General features: G+C 78.6%; 2 protein-coding genes. One reads left to right on the plus strand and one right to left on the minus strand.

The window, feature by feature from the left end; translation table 11 throughout:
• Nucleotides 1-1,079: HEAT repeat domain-containing protein (locus HCN52_RS24010; RefSeq protein WP_168090520.1), on the minus strand; the 1,079-nt coding region annotated here is incomplete at its 3' end.
• A gap of 273 nt (nt 1,080-1,352) precedes the next feature.
• Here HCN52_RS24010 and HCN52_RS24015 point away from each other — a divergent pair.
• Nucleotides 1,353-1,983, plus strand: a 631-nt coding sequence (locus HCN52_RS24015; protein WP_168090521.1) for a PAS domain-containing protein, incomplete at its 3' end; no start/stop codon positions are given.

Here is a 1,983-nt window from a genome sequence, read left to right on the forward strand (position 1 = left end):
GCCCCGGCCGTGGCGGCGGCGGCCCCCACCCGGTCCTCGCGCGCCGCCCATCGGCGGGCGGCTGTGAGGGCGTCCGTGCCGCGCATCCGGGCCAGGGAGCCGGCGGCGGCGGAGGCGAGGTCCGGGTCGGGGTCGTCGGCCGCCGCCTCGAGCAGCGGCAGCACCGCGGGGTCCTGCCGCTCGGCCAGGTGCCGCAGGGCGGCGGCGCGCACCGGCGGCGTGCCGGTGGCCGCGGTCTCCAGCAGCAGGGGGCGGTCCTCGGCGGAGGCGGTCGCCGCCAGGCACCGGGCGGCGGGCGCCTCGCGCCAGACGCGGGGCGTGGCGTCGTGGCCCTCCTGCACCCAGGCGAGCACCGCGGGTACGCCCCAGCCGGGCCGGGGGCCCGGTGAGCGCAGCTGACGGCGCCAGCGGCCGAAGTCGCCGTCCTCCCGGGCGCGGTCGATCCGGTCGGCCTGCGCGGGGCGGGCGGGGTCCTCGGACCAGAGCCGCCAGGGGCGGGGCTCGTAGGCGTCCCGGACGGCGCGGGCCAGCGCGGCGTCCCCGGGCTCGGTGCGGGGAAATCTGGCCAGAATCGCGGGCCCGAGCGCGCGCAGCCCGGCGTCGTCGTCGCGGACGGCGAGTTCGTCCAGGGCCCACCGCCAGTTGGCGCCGTCGGCGGCGTAGCGGCGCAGCAGTGCCAGTGCGTGGCGGTCACCGTAGGAGACCAGGTGGCCCAGGACGGAGAGCACGAGGCCGGTGCGCTCCTCGGCCACCGCCTCCGCGGCGGGGGGCACCTCACCGCCGAAGCGGGGCTCGGCGATGACGTCGGAGGCCGCGCGGTCGGCGGGGGCGAACAGGTGGTGCTCGATGCCGTCGAGCTCCGCCCGCAGGTCGACGTAGAGCCGCGCGTAGTAGAGGGAGCGGTGCTCCAGCCGCCAGTCGGGGCGGGGGTCGTGCAGAACGCAGTGCTCCAGGGCCGCGACGGCCTCGGCCCGGGGGGCGGCGAGCGCGTGCAGCGCGCCGTCCCCCCGCCCGCGCTGGAGCAGGCCCAGGAGGGTACCGCTGGGCGCTATGTCGGTTTCGACTGGGCTGGCGAACATATGAGTCAGCATCCGGGGGCGAGCGGTCGGTGGCAACGGGATTTCGGCCGGTGGTCCCCGGTCGGGGCGTCCGCGGCGTACCGCGACGGTCGCGTCCGGCGCATTGGCACGAGCCGGGGGCGTACGCCGGGTCCCACCGCGCGGCGCGGCGCGCCGGGGTGCGGTCCGGCCGAATCCCTTTCGGGGCGGGGGAAGCTGTGCCAGAGTCGGAATCCATCCATCCAGCCGTGCCGCAGGGCCACGGGCGGCAGCGTCAGCGCATCGGGGACAGTGATGCACTCCTCCCAGCACCCGGACCACCCGGCCGGCAGGTCGGCGGCGGACTCCCCCCACCACGAGGGGTTCCAGGACCTTATCGCGCGCGCCCGCGGACTCCGCGAGGACGCCGAGGCGCTGCGGGGCGGAGAGGCACCGGCTGCCGGGCCGGAGGGGCGCGGCGCGGCCTGGGACGAGGCGCTGCGGCGGCTCGACGACTTCGGACGCGGGCTGGAGAGCCTGCGGCCCGCTCCGGAGCGCGAGCGGGCGCGCACCGGCAGCGCCGAGTGGAGCCTGCTCACCGACGCCGTGGTCTGGAGCGACGACCTCTACGCCATCTTCGGCCGCCCGATGGCGGAGGGCCCGCTCACCCTGGACCAGCTTCCCTCCTGCCTCGCCTACGAGGACCAACCGCGGCTCGCCGGGGCGGTGACCCGGTGCCTGGTCGACGGCCAGCCCGCGGCCTGCGAGTTCCGCGTCTCCCGCCCCGACGGCACCCGCCGTACCGTCCGCCTGGCCGCGGAGCCGGTGCTCGACGAGGCCGGCTCCACCGTCGCAATGTGGGCGGTGGCCCAGGAGGTCGCCGAGCGCGGCCCGCGCCCCGACCCCGTCGCGGCACCGCTGCCGACGGCGTCCGCCGGGGCCCCGC

It is taken from the genome of Streptomyces bohaiensis, from assembly GCF_012033785.1.
Lineage (GTDB): Bacteria > Actinomycetota > Actinomycetes > Streptomycetales > Streptomycetaceae > Streptomyces > Streptomyces bohaiensis.